Source organism: Borborobacter xinjiangensis (assembly GCF_047739745.1).
In the GTDB taxonomy this organism is placed as follows: domain Bacteria; phylum Pseudomonadota; class Alphaproteobacteria; order Rhizobiales; family Rhizobiaceae; genus Pseudaminobacter.
Window position 1 is genome coordinate 1 of record NZ_JBLLVA010000032.1, and the last position, 13984, is coordinate 13984.

Sequence of the window (13984 nt, forward strand, 5' to 3'; positions counted from 1 at the left end):
CTCTGTCGTCATCTATCCGTCCTCTCAAAAGAGAGGGGGTCAGTTCTTCCTTTCGTCCGGGGGCGCATTGCCTCAAGCAAAATGTTACCGATAGTGTCGATGCTCCAACTGGGATGGCGATGAATTGCTGTTCCGGTTTGGGGGATGGATGGCGGGGCTCAGCATGGCGACACGGTCGGAACTGACAGCGGCGATCGTCGAGCGTTATCTGGTGGCGCGCCGAGACGACAAGGGCCGGATTCTGGATGAGTTCGTCGCGGTCGCCGGCTATCATCGCAAGCACGCGATCCGGGTTCTGGGCGGTCGCGAGAAGAAGCCATCCGGGAACAAGAGCCACAGCCTTCGTTATGGCAGCGATGTCCGCGAGGCGCTCATCGTGTTGTGGGAGGCATCGGAGCGGCTGTGTTCCAAACGGCTGCGACCGTTGATACCGATCTTGTTGCCGGCGCTTGAGCGGCACGGCCGGCTTGGGCTGGATGACGCACTCCGCTCCAAGCTGCTGACGGTAAGCCCGGCGACGATCGATCGGCTTTTGACCGAGGTCCGCATCGTCGCTCGCGGCGGCCGGCGCCGCCGGGCAGGAATGAGTTCGGCGGTTCGCCGCTCGGTACCGGTGCGCACCTTCGGCGATTGGAACGATCCGCCGCCCGGCTTCGTCGAGGTCGATTTTGTGGCGCATTCGGGCACGTCTTCGTCGGGGAGCTTCGTGCAGACGATGGTGCTGACCGACATTGCCACCGGCTGGACCGAATGCGTTCCGGTCCGCACGCGCGACAGCGGCAATGTGATCATGGCAATCAAGCAGGCCCGCTCACGGTTTCCCTTTCCGCTGCTGGGTGTCGACTTTGACAACGACAGCGCATTCATGAACGCGTTGGTCGTCTCCTGGTGCCGCAGCGAGGATCTGGAGGTGACACGCTGTCGGGCTTATCGGAAGAACGATCAAGCTCATGTGGAACAGAAGAACGGCGCCATCGTGCGCCGCCTGGTGGGGTATGGCCGGTTTGTCGGCACGGATGCGACGGCGGCCCTTGAACGCCTCTACGCGGTGGTGCGGCTTAACGGCAATCTATTCCAGCCGTCATTCAAGCTGCAGGAGAAGACACGCATCGGTGCCCGAGTGATCAAGCGCTATCATTCGCCCGTTCCACCCGCGGCCCGTGTCCTTGCTCATCCAAATGTGGCCGAGGCCGATAAGGAGCGGCTACGGGCCTTGCTGGAGACAGCCGACCCGGTGCTGCTGTTTGCCGGAATCCGCGCTGCACAGGAAGAGCTTGGAAAGCGGGTCGATCGTCGTGGCCTGAATGCGAAAATCGAGGAGCCATTGGTTATCGATCTCCAGAGCTTCGCTGCGAACTTGGAAGAACGGCGAGACACGGCCAACGCATCGGCGGCCATATCGGCGGACCAAACCCTGGCCGAAAAGACCCAGCATGTACGAGCCCTTTGAGGCGCGGATCAAGGAATGGCTGAAGGAAGACCCAGCCCTCTCGGCAGCCGGCGTGCTGCAACGGCTGAAGGAGATCGATCCAGCCCGCTTCAACGAAAAGAACATCAGAATGGTGCAACGGCTGGTGAAGGCCTGGCGCATGGAAATGGCTGGGCTGGTCATCCTCGATGGCGGCTGGATCAAGAGCTTGCCGGTATCACCTGCCGCCGCCGCGGCAGCTAATACGAGCACTGTCGCCACCGCAGCCCTCGGTAACATTGATCGGTGAGGCAATAGGGGGGGGCAATTTCTCATTTCGCCTGACACAGCCCGACCCCGCGCTTCGTGGAGCCGTGGACATCGGCTGTTTGACGCATGCTCAGGTGGACTGGTTGCTGTCGTTGAAGGATTCAGACCTTGGGAAGCTGGGTGACGCACGCCCGAAAGCCTGCGAACTGGCGGCAACTGGGCCCAAGTGCGGCATCGTAGGAGTCCCGGCCGTAGGAGTCCTTGCCGAGGTTCCAGCGGCAGCGCACCTTCACCCGGTCCGGCGCTACTCGTCGCCCGAATCCTCGGCGCGGACTCCCGGAGCCTGTTCGCTAGGATGCGGACGGTCTCGGCGCGGGCGGCATACTCGGCTGTCACCTTCCGGCGGCGGGCGACCTCGTGGTTGAAGATCGCGTCCTCCACCTCGGGGATTTCCTTAATAAGTCGCTGAACGCTCCCCGATGCCCTCCCGAAGCGAGTGCATCAGGCTTTCTTCATCGGGAGGGGGGCGGTCAGGAGCTCGTGCCACGCCTTGAGCCTGGCGATTTCCCTGCGGGCTTCGGCGAGTTCGTACTGAGTGTAGGCGGCGATGACTGCCTGCTGCCGCGCTGCGCGCTCGTCGCGGGCGCGCTGCACCGCCTCCATGGCTCGAGCGTGACCGCCCGAAAGCACGGCCGCGATGCCGATGCCGACGGCGGTTGCCTGCAGTCCAACTGCCGTTCCATGATCCATGCGCAAGTAGACCTCCTGTTCTCCGAGCCTGATGGCATAGAGAGATCCAGGAAAGATCTAAAGCCCTGCATCGGCCGGCGATATTCTACCGTCGGCGCTGGACTCTGGCGGGAGGTAACCACAAGGAATCGGCGATCTCGATAGGCGCGACAGCGTGTGACCTCCAGATCCGCGCTGCGGCACCAGCAGACGACCAACGCGTTCATGAATGCGCTGTCGTTGTCAAATTCGACACCCAGCAGCAGAAAGGGAAACCGTAAGCGAGCCTGCTTGATTGCCATGATCACATTGCCGCTGTCCCGCGTGCGGACCGGAATGCATTCGGTACAGCCAGCGGCATTATCGCTTCTCCCTTGGCCGTGCAATGCCCGATGATTTTGTGGCCTCAAGCGGCCGCACGAAACGGCAGGACTCTCATCAACACTATCGGTAACATTTTGCTTGAGGCATGCGCGGTGAGATCGGTCGGGTAACGCTTTGTCTTCCGCTCGATCGTGGCCATCCGGCCTCGCGTCTCGTGTCCACATAAACAGCGTGAATCACGATCCCGTCCCAAAGGAAACTAATTTCTCAAACGAACTCTTAGCGGCTTATCGACTCCGCTATTATGCCGTTCTCGAAGGCAACTTCGCCAACCACTCCTTTCACTGTAACAACGCAGCCATCCGGACATTTCTTAAGCAGGAATGACCGCCCTTTACGATCAAGTTGCTTCACATCGACACTAATCTGTGTTGCATCAAAATCTGGTACGGATCATCTAGTACGCCCATTTCTCCAACGAGTTGCATCCTGCCCTTGACTGCAACCCTCTGCCCGACCAATTGGTCTTTGTCGAGTTTGAAGTCGACCAACGATATGGAGGTATATTCGGTCCCAAGGATTACTGCATTTGCGTCCTCCTTTTCTTCCCTTTCACTTTCATCGACAAAATCGCCGGTTCTTACGAGGTCCGGTCCACCAGCGTGAACGTTTAAGTCTCTTGCCGTCAGACTGCCAAAAATTTGAGACAGGGCCTCTGGATCTCCGCCACAACCCGGCACAAGTATTCTAACGACCGTTAATGGGCTATCTGCCTGGGACATTAGGTATCCACATTGCTGCTCGTATTCTTTTTCAAGTGAAAGACGTAAACAAATCAATGTTTCTCCAGACTCCGCACTTTCTTCCCAATATCGTCCTTTCCAGCGAAGTGGGGACGGCTTGAAGTCAGGTTGATTAGTGTCCAATAGCATGTGATAGCTGATCCCGTCTTCGGCGAAATCGATACGCTAGTCTGGAGTTTGTAGCCATTTGCCTGAAGAGAACGCGACCGGTTGCGGGATATACATCATGCCAAATTCTTCGACTAATTGAGCGATTTGTTCGTCTGATGTGACGCACTCCTGAGCCGCAGCGCCGAACGAAAAGGAAGTTGCAAAGATCGTCGCAAACAAGAATCTCATTAGAAAGCCCCTTTTTCCATTCCTTTCAAGCACATAGGGCGAGGCGAAGTCACCTAAAAACTGCGCTAAGTGTGCCAAGCCTGCAATGCGGCTGTTGGCAAAGGAGCTTCGGGAAACGCTGCCAGAGCCAGGGCATCGGCCGCGATCTACCAGCGGGCTGACCAGATCAACAGCGCCGGCGGCGATCTGCGCAGCCTGACCGACAAGGCGCGGGAAGGGAATTCTCGACCTGGCCGATGGTCATGGCTGCTGCGAGCCCGGCTCGAGGAGGGGAAGCAACGCCAAACGCCGGAAAATGCGACATCTGAGGCTCGGCCACGGCTCGAAGTGTCGGAGTCACTCCTGAAAAGCGTGCAGAAGTCGAACCGGCGACGATGATGCCGGTCGGCCGATCTTTGCGAGAACCACTTGGCGTATCCGTCGTTGATACCGGGACGTTGCGTATCCAGGTTGATGCTTTACCATATTTTCAATGCCTTACGATGTGACGAAAATTTCTCTCCCAAGCCTTTGGGGGCCGATTTCAGACGCGACCTCAATCCTGGTGCGGCTCGACGAGCGCGTCGCCCGCTCGCCGGTCGGGGAGGGGTGGATCGAGCGCATGCACTTTGCCGATGCCTGCGCCTCGCTTTGGATCGACGGTGAACTCGTCCAGCTCGAGGACCAGTGCTGCACGCAGCGTTGTTGGCCAGGACAAAAGCGCCCGCAGCCCATGTAAAGGATCCGCGGTCTATGACCTCGACTGGGACGAGAGCGAACGATTGGATGAATGGCGCGGCGTGCTTGCAGCGAGCGAAGGCTTGCCCCCCGTCCTGCGGGCGATCATCGCCCTCGACGGCTGGAGCGAACTGCAGGTCTTGCAGCGCGCGCCCAGGCTCGGCCGACTGCTGGCCGCTTCGATGTTGCGCCAGGCCGGCCTGACGACCGCCTCGCATCTCGCCGCGTTCAATCTTGGCCTGAAATCGGTTCCCGTCGACCGCCGTCGGCATCGCGATCGCGACGTGCGCCTGTTCGCTGATCTTGTTCGGCGGGCAGACTGAGCTGCACCGTCGTGTAAGACCGCGTACGGGGTTCGCTTCCTGCGGTTGAGCTGCGGCCAAACTCATGCCTTCTGTAACAATATTCACCATTGATGCCCGAAGGGGTTGAATAGCATTTGCAGTAAACATTCGAATCCTTCATCTCTTCTGATGATTCGCGTTCTGAGACGCGGCGGAGGGACTGGGACTACCCGGGCTGTCCGGCGGCACACGGCTCGGGAGGACAAGTATTGGCGCCGAAGATCACCGAGATATTGGCTCGCGTGCCGCTAGATCGGCTGAAGCAGTTAGCGGGCAAGTCCTCCGTCGAGCTGCTGGGGCGGCTGAAACCCCAAGCGGTCACTCAACCGGGCTTGGCTGAATTTCTAGTTCACACGTCCGGTGAAGCGGCTGCTCTCATGGACCCGGCAATCCGGGAGACCGTGATCGACCGGCTAACAGTTCCCGAGGCAGTAGAAATCTGCCAGGTCCTGCGGCTACCGACGGCCGATCCAGTCCCGACATTGCGGGGTGCGGTTACCAATCCAGCAAAGCTTGAGAAATTCCTGTCGTATTTTTCATTATCGCTGGCGACGAGCTTTGCTGAATCGCCAGTGACAGCTAGCCTTCAGGCTACGCCTAACGACCTGCTGAGGCCGCACCAGACGGCTGGGTATCGTCAGCTGCGGCAAGCCCTCAATGTGCCGGACGCGAAAGTGCTGGTCCATATGCCGTATGGCGCGGGTAAACTGAGGATGGTGGCAGTAACGGCTGCCGACCTGTTCAGAGCCGAAGCCGACCAAGACAATCCTCTGGTTCGCGTCGGGTGAGCAGCTATGCGAGGACGCATTCGAGGAGCTTGTCGCTGCTTGGGAGAAAATTGGGACTAGGCCCGTGACGGTGACGCGCTCCTTCGGCCGAGAACGTCTTCCCGATTTGTCGAACGTCACGGATGGAATGTTCGTTTTCGACGTCGAGCAATTCGTTGCTGGCGTAAGTCCCGTTGATCCAGGGCTGGCATCGTTCGTAGGGCGCGCTTCGGTCGTCGTTCTGCACGATGCCTCACTGCTGGACATTCCGCCATTCGCCGCCGTCTTCCACGCCATGGACAAGACAGGAGGGTTGCGCGTCGTCGGGATCTGTCCGACTGACAAAGAGGGGCTTCAGGCCATCGGGCGGTCGGCATTTCTTACGCTTTTCGGCACGAGTGTTGCGATTAGGGCTGGCTCTCCTGTCCGTGCCTTGTTCGAGGCGAATGAGGTTGATGCTCCAGACTCTACAGAAAATCTCAGCGCAGCCAAAACCGACGGCGGCATAAATCGACAGCTATCGCCGCCAGCGCAGTTGCACGTCCCGAAACGGCGCCGCCGGTTCACCAGACTAGGTTCTGTCAATGTCTGCTACTAGGCCACGGCAGTGCGGATCTATACGGCCGAGATGCGCGCGAAACTGCCGTTCGCAACGCGGACAATGAAGGTCACGGATGGGTCAGAAATGGCGCATTGGGTGCCGCTCCTTCGTGAGTCGGCGATCTACCTGTTCCGAGATCGCCAGCGTCATCCACTTCGATGCCTGGATCTCGACGGCGTTGAAACGACCCGTACCAGGGCCCGCAGCGCATGCCCTCAGTTGCGGCACCCCGAGCCCGACCCGACGCAGGGCGATCAGATAGAATCCTTGCGCAACGGGCGGGTGGGGTAGTCAGAAGCGCACGGCAGCTAACGTACGGGCGATGAGCCTGTGTTAGTCGAGCCCGAGCCTTTTTTTCAGCTCCGCATTCTCCTCGCGCAGACGTTCGGCCAGCAGCTTCTTCAGCCGGACGTTCTCCTCCTCGAGCGCGAGCAGGTCCTTCAGATCCCCGTTCGTTGAGGCGGGGGCCGCCGACTTCTTCCACTGATAGTAAGTCTGCTCCGATATGCCGGCATGCGGCGGCTTGCAGCAGGAGCGTCGGTTACAGCAGGTGCTTGGTCTACTGCCTTCTGAGGAGACCGCTTTGGCTGGGACTTGGCTGTTTTCGGTCGTGGAGCCTGTTTCTTCGTTAAAGGTGTTTCCCCCGTTGCAGGTGCTTCGCCGGGGGTCTGAGGTGATTCAGCTTCCTTAAGGTCGGCCATGAGATGCTCCGCTCGCCGTTTATACCCGTCTTCAGCATCAATTGATGTCACCTTAGAGTCAATAAGTTCCGGGTTTGACAACTCCGGATCCCCAGACTCCCTCTTTGTTTCGGCGACAATAGCGGACAAGTCGAGATCGCCCCAGATTGAACGGCCTTGCTTGGAATTGCCCCGCTTCTGTTTGACCTCCACGACAAATGGTCGAATCTGCCTCCTCATAGTCACTTCCTTGATGAGAACAACTTGCGCAATCAATCACTGTTTCGTGTTGTTTGGTGACGATCCAGCGTCCAGCCCTGGTCACCTTTTTCTCGCGCCGAGCTCTATCGGACGAGACCAATGATGAGCAAGCGATGTTTCGATCAATCAACGCTCTGGGCCTAATTCGATCGCAGGGACGGCCTCTGTAGTTTCCATCCTGAGAGGATCGCCTGACGAACGCGGACAAAGGCCGGCGGCGGATCCAATGATGTTGTGCGCGCAATGCGGTTCTTCCCCAGTTTAGGGGGGTAGACGCGGGAGTGAAACGTTTGCGCAGGTCGGCTTTACAAGGCCGGCGCGTGGCCGGGGCTTGGGATGTCGCGCCGGCCTTACGGTTTCGCGTGGGTTCGCCCGCATAGTTAGGATGACATAGCTGCCGGCGACACGATAGCGCGCGTTGGTGCCAATATATCCCACGAAAAGAAAATTCGGCTTTACATCCGGCCTTTCCGCTCTTTCGGTAGAAGGGTCAACGGATGATTGGGCAATGCGGGGCCTTGGCGAAGGTGACGTTGATGCGATGACCATGCTTGCGTCCGGAGACGCGGATCGTGTGCCGGTTCACGCTGCGGATATGAGCACGGTGGACGCCGATGCGTTGGGCTTTGCGCAAGGCCTTGCGCGGAGTGCAGTCACGCCGATCCCAACCGTAGCCATGGCCGTAACCGGCGCCGTGATATCCGAAGCTTGGCCCGTGTGAGCTGATCCCGAAATAGAAGTTGTCAGCCTGCGCCGTTGCCGGCACGGCGGCCAGGGTACCCAGACCTAAAATTGCCGACACGACTGCGATCTTGATTTTCCGGAACATGAGTTCTCTCCCGTTTTTGAACGTTCAGCTCGATAATTCGACGACGGGAGACTTGCACGTGGCGGCTGAACCGAACTCGAACCCGCCATTCATGTGCCGTTAATCGTGGGATCGAGACCGCAGCAGACGTGCGGACAACGACGGCATCGCCTGCGAATCCTGGCCGCGCTGAGTCCGATCACCCCAACAGCACTGCCATGAGCGACATCATGATCACCGCAACTCCTGACGCTGAGTATAAAGCCAGAGTTCGTAGGGAGTTGATGTCCTATATAGCGGTCAAGCTCGGTCCAAACAGGCTAATCGCACTTGCCTACTGCGTGAATTGTCCACTCGCCCACATCTGGCAGCTTGCGCTGGAGCTGTGCGGCCGTCCCTTCGAGCGGGATGCCTCACACTAGATGATCGAAGCGTGGGCGGACGTGGGCGGGGGCGGAACTGAAGGACGTCGGTGATCACGGTCCAATGCGCGGGTTGGTCAGACTATGTGAGCCTTTGCCGTCACGCGACCTCCGTTGGTAAGCCCTGCCTGCGTCTTCCGGGACACTATGCGCTCGGCAAATGGAGCAAGCTATGGCGTGGGTGTTGCCGGATCGGCATCCCCTGCGGCAATCCCGTCGTGGTCGACGCGGTCGATGCCGTCGAGGTCGTCGAAGAGCCGCAGCCACTGGTGCGGAAGCATGTCGACCCCGCCCATTTTCTTTACTGCCTTGCCCATCGCGATCTCGAATTTCTCGACCAGATGCGCCGGGATCGGCCGCTGAATGTCGGATTCGTGCCAGAGCCGGACCCGGCCTCCGACCCGAAGGCTCTCCGGCAGCAGCAAAGGTCTGGCGCTGGCGATCATCAGGCTGCCGCCCACGTCGAGATTCTCCGGCAACTCCGTTACGTTGCGGCCGATATAGGCGTCGCCCAGTACGGTCAGGCCGCCGGGAAGCGAGGCGGAGAATGTATCGATGACGCATAGGCTTTTCAGGATGGTGCCTGCCGGAATTTCATCGAGGTAATGTTCGATCCCATCGACGTCGATCACATAGGGCCAGTAATATTTGCGGCCCTTCCAGTCGGCTTGCCGGGCATAGGGCTTCAAAAGCTCGAGGTGTTTGGGATCGGGTGCGCAATTGCGCTTGCCCTGGATCTGGACGATCTCACGGTGTCGATCCGACGATTCAGCGCCTTCGCCATATTTCTCAGGGGCGGCATGGCCGATCTCGATGGTCAGGACCGGTCGCCCGTTTCGATCGCGCAGCGAGTAAATCTCGATATCGCCGGACAAGAGTTCCGCGTCATAGGAACCGTGGCCGACGCAGTGATGCACGCGCCTGGATTCTAGATCGAGCGCCGCCGGCGTGAGCAGTTGCATAAGGCGAAAGCCGTCGGCGAGATCCGCAACCGGCCGTTCGTCGTCAGGGCCAAGCGCCTTCGCCGACTGCGCGTTCTTGCGGTCCATCGCCTTGTCGGCCTCGCGCAGGAGATCGGCATAGCTCGAGCATTTGAGCAGCTTGCGTGGGCGGCACTTTTCGTCGACGTTGGCCAGCCACGCGGCGCCCTCGGCCGCCGACGACACCAGCCAGTCGACGATGTGGCGCAGCTCTGCACGCCTGGGGAACGGGCTGCTCCAGCCTTCGGCCAATGTTTTAGGGTATTCGCTGCGGATATTGTTGGCGGCGATCCTGCCGACGCTGCAGCGCAGCAGAGCCATGTGGCCGAGGTTAAGGCGTTCCTCCGCCGCGATGTTGGCCAACCATTCCTCGATCGCTTCGACATCGCGATCGTGCAAGCCGCGCAGGTTCATCGCGCCACCTCCGCCACAGAGACGGCGAGCCGAGGCTGTTTTATGCGGAGCGTGTGGAGGTTGGTAGCCTCAAACGGTGAACGATCATCATCGCGGAACACAACGCCGAGATGAGGGCATGGCCTCTGCGCGATCGAGCCGTCGATTTTCGGCCTTCCACTGATGAGCCAAATTGTGGAAGCTCGCAGGGCATTGAATAAATCGGTCGATGACAGCCGCAGGCCGGTGCTGAACGTGACGATCCCCTTCCGGTTTCTATCCATGACAATCCCTCCTGCTTGCCTGTCTGAAGAAAGGATTGGCCGAAGCTTTGCCTGGTGCAAACCGCACAACCAGAGCAATCCGTTGACGGAAGGTTGCCTCGCCTGCCGCCATCCACAAACCATGCCGAGAAAATAATTTCGCGAAGGCGGCTTTAGATCTTTCCTGGATCCTGCCAGGCAGGGTTGCAGGCAACCAACAGGAGGGACGCATGCGCAGAGGAATGGACATCGGCACGGCGGTCGGATTGCAGGCGACCGCGCTTGGCGCGGGGATTGGCGCCCTGCTCTACACCGGGCATGCCCGCGCCATGGAGGCGGTGCGCGCCGACCGCGAGGCGCGTGAACAGGCGGCTTATGATGCCGCCGTTGTCGCAGCACTCGGCAACGCGGAACAGCTGGGCCTCATCGCGCGGCAGGCCGTCCGCGACCTCGCCGCGGCCTATGCGGAGATCGCCAAATTGCGCCGGGCGTTGGCGCAGCGGCAGGCCTACATCGACCGTCAGCGGAGGCCGGCATGACCGAAGATTGCATCCATGAGGAATTCCGCGACCTGCTTCAGGAAGTGCCGGAAGCCGAAGCGGCTATCCGGCACTTCCAGGCTCTCAGAGCAAAGCAGGCGCGAGATGCCGCAAAGGCATGCGTGATCGCGCGGGATCGGCAGCGGCACGAAGCTGCGTGGGAGGCGCTACGAAGCGAGCTTCGTGCGTGCGGCCTGGGCTGCCCGGATTCGATCGACTAAAAGGTTTCTCACCGAGTGCGGGCCTTCGATTTCCGGCGCCGTCGCCGCCGGCGCGGCAAGGCCGACGACCCCCGAACGCTTTCCCAGGACGGCAAGCTCGCAAGCCTTCGGACCGGCAGTCGCAAGCCGTTTCAGATCCTCATCCCCAAGTCCGAGCAACCAGTCCATTTGGGCAGGCGACAAGGCGCTGAGGTCGACCGCGGATCGGATGTCAGGATCGCCGGCCGACGCATACCGATGGACGGCCTTCCCGAGATCATTTGCATATCGATTGTCGGCGGTTTCGGCCGCAATTGCTTCCCGATACTCGTCGCGGACGTCTTCAGGGGTGGTCGACGGCTGAGGCAGCATCGGCATTGCCGGCGGCGCAATGCCGAGAAGGCGGCAAAATGCGCCGACGACCGAAAGGATCACATGGAGAATCGCCTGCAGCAGCGCGGCGGCGGCCTTTGATACGAAGTTCAGATAACGCATGGGTTTCTCCCGGTTCAGAGCTGTCCGTCTGATAACGATCCGGCCGCGGTATGCATTCGACAATAATGATGCGAGCATGGTCAGGGAGACGCTGCCGAGTTTGAGGGCGGCTATTTGTTAAAACTACCCGGTATTCGCCCGCTTTCCGCGGCACCCGGGCCAGTCGCATCGCAGGTGGTTAACAAGTGCCCATTCGCTTGAAGCGGACCCATCACCGTCGTGAATCATCTGGTGCAGACCGATTCAACAAACGCGTTGGACGCCGTTCACGCGCCAGGCGAGAATCGCGCATGCCAAAACCCGCGACCGCACCGCTTTATCTTCGCCGCATCGACCCGACCGCAATATGCAACGATTTTACGTGCTGGCGGTCCAGGCGACGCTGTTTGGAGGGCGCGTCGCTCATGCGCAATTGGGGGCGGATCGGAACGAAAGGCCAGGCCAAGGTCGAGACCTTTGATGAGGATCAAGAGGCCGATGTTGCATTCCTGAGACTTGAACGCGCCAAGCGCCGGCGCGGCTATGTCGACCTGAACACTGCCGGTACCGAGTCACCCCGGTGAATGTCTTGCGCCGCGCAACGAACTCGCGCAGCAGCGTCAGGATCGCCGTCGCTAGGAAAGGTGACGTCTCTTGCAGGATGCTACTTGGCCAATGGACCCGGTTTCCCGCCCTGCAACAAAAATTCCACATCTGCGGAATAAAGGTGCTCGGATCGTTGTCACGCTGGAGCCTCTCGAGGAGGCCACAATGAATCCGGACATGAAGATCATCATCCTTTCATTGGCTCCTCTCACATTGGTTTAGAGAGCCAATAGTGACAGTCATACCGGGAGAACATAAAGCGACGTTTTCGGAGCCCCAGACCCACGCTGATGGCCCGAAATCCAGATGCGGCGGCGTTCCTTTCGTCCCTTTCCACAAGCCTGCCAGCGATGGTGACCCGTTACTTCGTGGCGACATTTTCTGTGCGATTTCCGAGAAAACGCTCGACGCGCTTCACTGACGCGACATTCGTCGATCGCTGGCATCCTGACGGTCCTGAAGAGCGAGATCCTTTCCCCGGAGATCGCTTCATCGACCAGGAAGTCCATCGGCATGACCTCTGCGCGATAGGGTGGCAGCGGTTGTGCAGGCATCGGTGGAAACCCGTTGTCGTCTACATTTTGCCAGCATACCAGGGCGAGCCAAAACATGCTTTCGACATCCACAAGCCTCGAATAGTCGATCTTCTGAAAGTTGATCGGCCGATGGGGATCGTGAATATCCTCTGATCCTGCCGTCCAGACATCATCGAAATCACGGTCCGCTGGATTGCGCATATGGCGGCCTTCGCGCCAGGCCATCCGCCAGCCTTTGTTCGTTCCCGGGCGAGTCAAGACCGCGCAGAACCGGTTGATGCTCTCCTCCCGCCGAACGAACAGGGCCCGCACCTGGAAAACACCACCCGGCATCATGAAAAGGCGCTCGGCCAGATCAAGATAGACAACGCTGTGGCGTGACAAGATGTTTCTGCCTTCGGCAACGACTTCATCGTCAGTATAATCGGCCGGACGATCGAAGACGGGAGCTTGATCGATTCTGATTGCGAGCGGCGCGTTACTGTCGTCATCACCCTGGCCGACAAGGGGAGCCACAAAATCGGCGAACCAGGCCCTCGCGCTCCGCTCCGATGTCTCGACCTGAATTGCGGGATTCCGCCACAATCGACAGCCCTCAGCCATGAGGCCACGGAAGACCTGGTTGTCATCCAGCGGGCATCCACGACCTGCGCGAGCCTCGAAGTCCTTGTAATTGCGGACACTTTGTTCGGCAAACCAGGAAAGCCAAATATCCATAGCTGTTAGTCCTTTCAGGGTTGAGTGGGAGCGGTGCCGTGGCGGGGGCAACCGCTGCCAAAGACAGAAATCAGGGTGAGAGTGGTCAGGCGGCCAGACACTCGTCCGGCTCGTCCTCAAAAGCGAAGAATGGTAACTGATCCTTGATGCCGGGTGCCCACCAATCAGAGTGCGTCAGTTCGAACCGGTTGCCCGTATCCGTCAAGTAATCTGCGAAATCCGCGGCGATTTCGTCGATTTCGTCCTGCACGAGATCGCGAACCGCACTCGACACCAGCGGATCGGATACATCGCGAGGATAGCGCGGATGCTCGTATCCGGTCTGGTGTTCGATGCCGCAATCGTCGACAAAGATCACGGTCGCCGACCAAAGGCTGGTCGTCGGAATATTGAGGGAGAAAATCTCGTAAGCAGTAACGCGGCCGATATAACGGCCGGAAGGCTTATTTGCGTGTTGACGCTTCCTCACAATGAATCCTTTCTTGTCTGCAGGCAGAAAATATCGCAACGGCGTGGCCGCCGGCTATTTCCTGTGCTGCTATGACGAGAAAGTTCATCGTGGTTACCTTCGATTTGGACGCGCTATCTCTTCTATCGGGCACGAAGCGTCAAGATCTTTTTTTTCGTTAATTCTTTCGGAGGGTCGCGTTAACCTTGATTTCGGTGGATTCATGGAAACTACGCGGCCTAAGGGCAGCGCAATCATCACGAGCGGATTGCCAGAGCCGGTGATGCGACCGGGCAAGCTTATTCCTGAGCGATGTGATCGACCGCGGCACCAAATCATCGAAACCAAACTTATG

Annotated in this window: 13 protein-coding genes and 2 pseudogenes; 7 read left to right on the top strand and 8 right to left on the bottom strand. The window is 59.3% G+C overall.

Features of this window, described 5'->3' with window-relative positions:
• The first annotated feature begins 163 nt into the window (after positions 1-163).
• Together ACLKMW_RS22620 and ACLKMW_RS22625 are read left to right on the top strand one after the other, a co-directional pair.
• Complete coding sequence (locus ACLKMW_RS22620) at positions 164-1450, top strand: integrase catalytic domain-containing protein (protein WP_415726796.1); 1287 nt, start codon at positions 164-166, stop codon at positions 1448-1450.
• Complete coding sequence (locus ACLKMW_RS22625) at positions 1434-1718, top strand: hypothetical protein (RefSeq protein WP_415726797.1); 285 nt, start codon at positions 1434-1436, stop codon at positions 1716-1718. Before ACLKMW_RS22620 ends, ACLKMW_RS22625 begins: the two co-directional genes overlap by 17 nt.
• Before the next feature lie 461 nt (positions 1719-2179).
• Here ACLKMW_RS22625 and ACLKMW_RS22630 read toward each other — a convergent pair whose 3' ends face one another.
• Both ACLKMW_RS22630 and ACLKMW_RS22635 read right to left on the bottom strand, forming a co-directional pair.
• Entirely contained in the window at positions 2180-2428 is a 249-nt protein-coding gene (locus tag ACLKMW_RS22630; RefSeq protein ID WP_415726798.1) for a hypothetical protein, read from the bottom strand.
• Between the two features lie 713 nt (positions 2429-3141).
• A complete protein-coding gene (locus ACLKMW_RS22635; RefSeq protein ID WP_415726799.1) occupies positions 3142-3513 on the bottom strand; it encodes a hypothetical protein in 372 nt (123 codons plus the stop codon).
• An 832-nt stretch (positions 3514-4345) separates the two neighbouring features.
• Here ACLKMW_RS22635 and ACLKMW_RS22640 point away from each other — a divergent pair.
• From ACLKMW_RS22640 to ACLKMW_RS22650, 3 genes and pseudogenes are all read left to right on the top strand, one after another.
• Positions 4346-4889 (top strand): annotated as a pseudogene (locus ACLKMW_RS22640) (DUF1612 domain-containing protein); the annotation flags it as partial.
• 254 nt (positions 4890-5143) lie between these two features.
• On the top strand, positions 5144-5722 hold the full coding sequence (locus ACLKMW_RS22645) for a P-loop NTPase family protein (protein ID WP_415726800.1): 579 nt from the start codon (positions 5144-5146) through the stop codon (positions 5720-5722).
• 64 nt (positions 5723-5786) lie between these two features.
• On the top strand, positions 5787-6299 hold the full coding sequence (locus tag ACLKMW_RS22650) for a hypothetical protein (protein WP_415726801.1): 513 nt from the start codon (positions 5787-5789) through the stop codon (positions 6297-6299).
• Between the two features lie 336 nt (positions 6300-6635).
• Here the strand turns inward: ACLKMW_RS22650 and ACLKMW_RS22655 are convergent, their stop codons facing one another.
• The 3 genes from ACLKMW_RS22655 to ACLKMW_RS22665 all read right to left on the bottom strand — a co-directional run bounded on the left by ACLKMW_RS22655 (position 6636) and on the right by ACLKMW_RS22665 (position 9867).
• The gene (locus ACLKMW_RS22655; protein WP_415726837.1) at positions 6636-6980 is read right to left on the bottom strand and encodes a transposase; all 345 of its coding nucleotides are present in this window, start codon (positions 6978-6980) and stop codon (positions 6636-6638) included.
• A gap of 753 nt (positions 6981-7733) precedes the next feature.
• Positions 7734-8072 (bottom strand): hypothetical protein, encoded by a 339-nt coding sequence (locus ACLKMW_RS22660; RefSeq protein ID WP_415726802.1) that lies wholly within the window; start codon positions 8070-8072, stop codon positions 7734-7736.
• 571 nt (positions 8073-8643) lie between these two features.
• Positions 8644-9867, bottom strand: a complete 1224-nt coding sequence (locus tag ACLKMW_RS22665) for a PcfJ domain-containing protein (RefSeq protein WP_415726803.1) — start codon at positions 9865-9867, stop codon at positions 8644-8646.
• Between the two features lie 472 nt (positions 9868-10339).
• Between ACLKMW_RS22665 and ACLKMW_RS22670 the strand changes: the two genes are divergently transcribed.
• Positions 10340-10648 (top strand): hypothetical protein, encoded by a 309-nt coding sequence (locus ACLKMW_RS22670; RefSeq protein ID WP_415726804.1) that lies wholly within the window; start codon positions 10340-10342, stop codon positions 10646-10648.
• A 167-nt stretch (positions 10649-10815) separates the two neighbouring features.
• Here the strand turns inward: ACLKMW_RS22670 and ACLKMW_RS22675 are convergent, their stop codons facing one another.
• Positions 10816-11343 (bottom strand): hypothetical protein, encoded by a 528-nt coding sequence (locus ACLKMW_RS22675; protein WP_415726805.1) that lies wholly within the window; start codon positions 11341-11343, stop codon positions 10816-10818.
• Positions 11344-11633: 290 nt separating this feature from the next.
• On the opposite strand from ACLKMW_RS22675, the pseudogene ACLKMW_RS22680 reads away from it, so the two are divergent.
• Positions 11634-11906 (top strand): annotated as a pseudogene (locus tag ACLKMW_RS22680) (WGR domain-containing protein).
• 261 nt (positions 11907-12167) lie between these two features.
• Here ACLKMW_RS22680 and ACLKMW_RS22685 read toward each other — a convergent pair.
• Together ACLKMW_RS22685 and ACLKMW_RS22690 are read right to left on the bottom strand one after the other, a co-directional pair.
• Entirely contained in the window at positions 12168-13181 is a 1014-nt protein-coding gene (locus ACLKMW_RS22685; protein WP_415726806.1) for a hypothetical protein, read from the bottom strand.
• Between the two features lie 85 nt (positions 13182-13266).
• On the bottom strand, positions 13267-13689 hold the full coding sequence (locus ACLKMW_RS22690) for a hypothetical protein (protein WP_415726807.1): 423 nt from the start codon (positions 13687-13689) through the stop codon (positions 13267-13269).
• Between the last annotated feature and the right edge of the window lie 295 nt (positions 13690-13984).